This window comes from Shewanella sp. (assembly GCF_051658185.1).
Taxonomy (GTDB): Bacteria; Pseudomonadota; Gammaproteobacteria; order Enterobacterales; family Shewanellaceae; genus Shewanella.
Window position 1 is genome coordinate 1 of the sequence record NZ_JBOFMC010000414.1, and the last position, 5,385, is coordinate 5,385.

Annotated in this window: 5 protein-coding genes; 3 read left to right on the forward strand and 2 right to left on the reverse strand. The window is 48.5% G+C overall.

Annotated elements, in window-relative coordinates:
- On the forward strand, nt 1–812 hold an 812-nt coding region (locus ACRCZA_RS15315; protein ID WP_438675257.1), incomplete at its 5' end, for a PLP-dependent transferase.
- Between the two features lie 286 nt (nt 813–1,098).
- Here ACRCZA_RS15315 and ACRCZA_RS15320 read toward each other — a convergent pair.
- Nucleotides 1,099–1,593 carry a CreA family protein gene (locus ACRCZA_RS15320; protein ID WP_438675258.1) on the reverse strand — a complete coding sequence of 165 codons (495 nt, stop codon included), beginning with the start codon at nt 1,591–1,593 and terminating at the stop codon, nt 1,099–1,101.
- 17 nt (nt 1,594–1,610) lie between these two features.
- Nucleotides 1,611–3,062 carry a molecular chaperone gene (gene yegD / locus ACRCZA_RS15325; RefSeq protein ID WP_438675259.1) on the reverse strand — a complete coding sequence of 484 codons (1,452 nt, stop codon included), beginning with the start codon at nt 3,060–3,062 and terminating at the stop codon, nt 1,611–1,613.
- A 118-nt stretch (nt 3,063–3,180) separates the two neighbouring features.
- On the opposite strand from yegD, the gene ACRCZA_RS15330 reads away from it, so the two are divergent.
- Both ACRCZA_RS15330 and ppk1 read left to right on the forward strand, forming a co-directional pair.
- Nucleotides 3,181–3,435 (forward strand): hypothetical protein, encoded by a 255-nt coding sequence (locus ACRCZA_RS15330; protein WP_438675260.1) that lies wholly within the window; start codon nt 3,181–3,183, stop codon nt 3,433–3,435.
- A gap of 119 nt (nt 3,436–3,554) precedes the next feature.
- A partial coding sequence (gene ppk1, locus ACRCZA_RS15335; RefSeq protein ID WP_438675261.1) for a polyphosphate kinase 1 occupies nt 3,555–5,385 on the forward strand: 1,831 nt, incomplete at its 3' end.

Below are 5,385 nucleotides of genomic sequence, written 5' to 3' on the forward strand. Positions count from 1 at the left end.
CCACTTATTATGATCCACTGATTGGCGCCAACCTGCAGCAGCTGATCCGTCCAAATACTAAAGTGCTGTATTTAGAGTCTCCCGGCTCCATCACCATGGAAGTGCAGGATGTTCCGACCCTGTGCCGCATCGCCCATGAGCATGGCCTTATCACCATTCTCGACAATACTTGGGCCTCGCCCATCAACAGTAAACCTTTTGAGATGGGTGTGGATATCAGTATCCAAGCCGCCACCAAATACATCGTCGGCCACTCGGATGTGATGATGGGCACGGCAACCGCCAACGCCCAATATTGGCCACAATTGCGTGAACATAGCTACTTAATGGGACAAACCACCTCCCCTGACGACGTCTACCTTGCCGCTCGCGGTCTTCGTACCTTAGGCGTGCGTATGGCGCAGCATGAAAAAAATGCACTCGAAATCGCCAACTGGTTAGCAGCCCGCCCCGAAGTGGATCATTTGCGCCACCCGGCCTTTGATACCTGCCCCGGCCACGCTTTTTTTAAGCGCGACTTTAGCGCGTCCAATGGCTTATTTTCTTTTGTATTAAAACAAGGGGATGCCGAGTCAGTCACCGCTTTAGTTGAAAATATGCGCCATTTTAAAATGGGCTTCTCTTGGGGGGGATACGAAAGCTTAATTTTGGGGATTTTTGGCATTGAAAAAATTCGCTCAGTCACCCACTGGGATGCGAGCAAACCGTTGATCCGTTTACATATTGGTTTAGAGGATCCCGCTGATTTGATCGCCGATCTCAGCGCAGGTTTTGATCGATTTAATGCGGCGTTGGCGGCTAAGCACAAATAGCTCGCCAATCGGAAAACCCAATCGTTTAGTACTCACTGGCCCTGCGGGCATACACGCGCTGAGTATTCAATGACGTAAACGAAAAAGCTGGGCGAGAAAAAGCGTCTCGCCCCTTTGTTGCTTTACCCTAAATATTGCCGATAAGCAAACAATCCGCCCCGCGCTCAACAGTATCAATACCAACATCAATACCAACATCATCAACGCCAATACCATCAACTGTGCTAAGGGCCGATTTTCAGGCGCATATTAAGGACAGTATACAGGGGCAGTTTTCTCGCCCTTGTTAAGGTGTGGTCGTTTTTGCTACGGCCTTTAGGGCTGGATCCACCCATGCCTGAGAGCCAAACAATGGCACAGTCGACAAGGCATGTTTGTGACTGCCGTTAGTTTCTTTGGTCGAGTAAGATAAATACAGTAAGGTTTGATGTTGTGCATCATAAATCCGACGCACTTTTAATGACTTAAATAAAATACTCAAGGATTCGGTAAACACCACTTCGCCGTGTTTGCCCATATCGATTTTCGCGATATCCGCTGCCGTGATAGGTCCTGTCTGGCGGCAGCTGATCCCCATATCGGAGGGATCGGCAAAATTTAAATTCGCTTCAATTCGGCTGATATGGCAGGTCACCCCTGGGATTTTCGGATCCTGTTTAGCATCGATGATCACATCTTTAGTGGTGAACAATCCCAAACTCACCTTGCCGACATCATCGCCGCAACCAGTGAGCACAAATAGCAGCGACGCTGCCAATACACTTTTTACAAAAGTATTCATTGTCATATCCTTATCAATTATTGTTGCGCAAATAAGGTGTGTGCCCAACGGGTCAGCCCCGCGGTAACGGAGCCAAAATGATCGCCCACCACGACAGGAACCTCCGGAAATACGCTGGCAATTTTGCCATAAATCGCCGGGCTTCGCGCCGTCCCCCCGGTGACATAAATCAGATCCGGTTGACACTTTCCATCCGCAGGATACATCAGCGCCGCTTGTTGCAGTGCTTGGTGCATCAAGGCTTCGACTTTTGCCAGTGACGGCTCAATAGCCTGTTCAAACACTTCGCGGTTTACCTCGGCGCACAGCGGTGTTTCGATAACATCAAGGGAAATCGCCGTTGTAGCCTGTTCCGATAGGGCAATTTTAGCGCGCTCGGCCAAACGCACTATTTGGTAACTTAATTGCTGTTGTTGTACTTGCAAAAGCCGACGAAGCCACTGTGGCTGCTCGGCTTCTTTTATCAGTTCATCAATCAATTTACGCGTGCTTAAACTGGCAAATTCGCGCTGGGCACTGATATCGTTAACGGCAACAGCATTCCAAAAAGGTTTACTTGGCATCGGCTTACCGTTAGTCATCAATGAGCCTAAACCAAAATGCGGCATAAAGGCGTTCATGGCAAGGGCGATATCTAAATCATTCCCGCCAATGCGTTGACCACTGTGACCGAGACAATCGGCGGCGCGATCGCGGCGATCCTTATGGGATGGTCCCATGTTAACCACTGAGCAATCGGTAGTCCCTCCCCCCACATCGACCACCAGCACGGTTTTATCTTCATTCAGGCTGGCCTCATAGTCCATACCTGCTGCTAACGGTTCAAATAAAAAGGCCACATCAATAAAGCCTGCTCGCTTGGCGGCAAGGCGTAAAATGGCTTCGGCCTGCTGGTTGCTTTCCTCACCGCCAATCCCTTGAAAGTTTACGGGTCGACCAATCACCGCATGGGTAATGAGGTGCGTGCGCCCTTGCGTGCCGGTATCTTCCTCGGCATTCCCGGTACCGGCTATGCCCTTTTCGACTAATACCGCTTCAGCACGCGTCTTGATGTGTTGCATCATCAAAGTGACAATGTCTTCAAATAGTGCAATTTGCTCGGGTCTCAATCCGGTTGCCCCTAAAAAGGATTTTGGCGAACGGACATAAAAACCTTCTTCTGGCATCTCTAAATAGGCTTGCAGCGCCTGCTCGCCGACAAATACCGCAGGAGTATCTGGGTCAAGATCGAGCTCATGGCGGATGATCCGAGCGCGACTGAGCTGCGCGGCACGCTTTTTAGCAAAGTCTGCTTTATATTCAGGAGGGAGCCCTTGATAAACCGCCTCGGCAATTAATTCTCGGTCCATTGCATAGAGTGTCGAAGGTATATAGGCCGATTGTGCGGCAAGGGGTAATAGTTGCACCTTGCCCGCCAGCATCACGCCTACGGCACAATTGGCACTCCCATAATCAAATCCAACAAACATACCTTTACTACTCCAGCGCTGAAAAAGCCGAGCACGGTAACATAGTTTGCCGCAAAGCCAAAGAGCTAAGGGCTAAGCTTGAACACCTTGCTAGAAGGCGATGCTTAAAGAGAGCGGTGTGCCGATTTTCATCGCCTGTCGCCAAGAAGTTGATGGGCTAACAGAAAATGATGCTAAAGCAGCCGTCATCAATGGTATGGCGGTGAACGTTGAGGGCAAAGCGCTGCCGCAACCCACACAGTCATCCTTTTGTCATATTTGTCATCAAACTGACACATTGCCTTCGTATCTTGGCGGGCGTGTTCGTTACGCTGATCATTTTTGTATTGGCATGCCGGCGCGCGTAACCCCAATATCCCCGAATCCATTTTGACGCCATTAGCATTTTTATCATTAAAATTCCTCTACTTGTCGGCAGTAAATCTGATTGCACAAGCGAGAATGAATGTTATTGTATAGGGCGTTATGACGCTTGCTTAAAGGAGCTGTGCAGTGTCCCCGAATACCGACAAACTGTCGATTGATAAAGAACTCTCTTGGTTATCATTTAATGAGCGGGTGTTACAAGAAGCCTGCGATCCTAGCGTGCCGCTGGTCGAGCGCGTCCGTTTTTTAGGGATCTTCTCTAACAATATGGATGAGTTTTTTCGGGTACGAGTCGCTGCTGTGCGGCGCGCCATTTTACTGTCATCCCTACAGGAAGGTCACAACAATAGCCGTCATTTAATGGCAAAAATCCAATCAAAGGTGATGGCGCTGCAGGAGCGTTTCGATGGAATTTATACTGAGCTGATGCGCGAGCTCGTTCGGCGTAATATCCTATTAATTAATGAAAAACAGCTAAGCGAATTCCATAGCCTCTGGCTTAAAAAACACTTTCGCGATCATTTTAAACGTCATATCGCCCCACTCATCGTCAGCAATAACCGCGACTTGGTCAAACACATTAACGACGATGCCACCTATTTATGTGTCTGTTTATACACTAAAGCCCGGCGCCAATATGCCTTAGTCGAAGTCCCCACCAAAAATGTGCCGCGCTTTATCGAATTGCCAACCGAAAATGGCAAGGCAAAAAAATACTTGATTTTGCTAGATAATATTATCCGCCATTGTGTCGATGATCTGTTTGGGCCTTTTTTTGAATACGATGCGATCGAAGTGTATTCGATGAAACTCACCCGGGATGCGGAGTTTGATATTACCGATGAGCTCGAGCAAACTCAGCTCGAAAAAATGACTAAAGGCTTAAAAAAACGCCTCACCGCAGAGCCTGTACGCTTAGTCTATGACAAAGAAATGCCCGAGCACATGCTCGCCATGCTCAAAGACAACTTGCATATCAGCTCCACCGAATGCCTGATCCCCGGAGGGCGTTACCACAGTTTTAAAGACTTCATTGGCTTCCCCAATCCTAGCCGCGATTACCTTGAGAATGAAAAACTCACCGCCCTGAATAGCGCGGGTTTTGGCCGCTGCGCCAACAGTTTTGATGCGATAAAACTGGGGGACATTATGCTCAACTACCCCTATCATAAATTTTCCCATTTTACCGAAATGGTACGCCAAGCGGCCTACGATCCAGCAGTACGCTTTATTCGCATCAATCTCTATCGCGTTGCAAAAAAATCCCATGTAATGCAATCGCTTATCGATGCAGTGAAAAACGGCAAACAGGTTACCGCCGTGATTGAATTGCGGGCAAGGTTTGATGAACAGTCCAACATTGAGTGGACCCGTATTTTGGCTGAAGCCGGAGTGAAGGTGCACCATGGGATCACCAGCCTTAAAGTCCACTCTAAATTGTGCTTAATTGGCCGCGAAGAACAGGGCGAAATCAAGCTCTACTGTCATGTGGGTTCCGGCAATTTTAACGAGGGGACCGCGCGGGTTTACACGGACCTATCCCTATTTACTGCCAACCAAGATATCGCCCGCGAAGTCGAACAAGTTTTTGATTTAATTGAGCACCCCTACCGCCGCGACAATTTTCAGCATTTAATTGTCTCGCCCTATGATGCGAGACAAAAATTAACCCATTTGATCGATCAAGAAATTGTCAACGCCAAGAGCCATATCAAAGCCGCGATTACGTTAAAATTAAACAACTTACTCGATGAACCGCTGGTCCAAAAACTCTATGAAGCTTCGGCGGCGGGCGTCAAAATTCATTTACTGATCCGCGGCATGTGCTCACTGATCCCCAATATTCCGGGGATCAGTGACAATATTGAGGTCTATAGTATTGTTGATCGCTTTTTGGAGCATTCCCGGGTAATGCTGTTCCACGCTGGCGGCGAAAATAAACTCTTCGTCTGCTCCG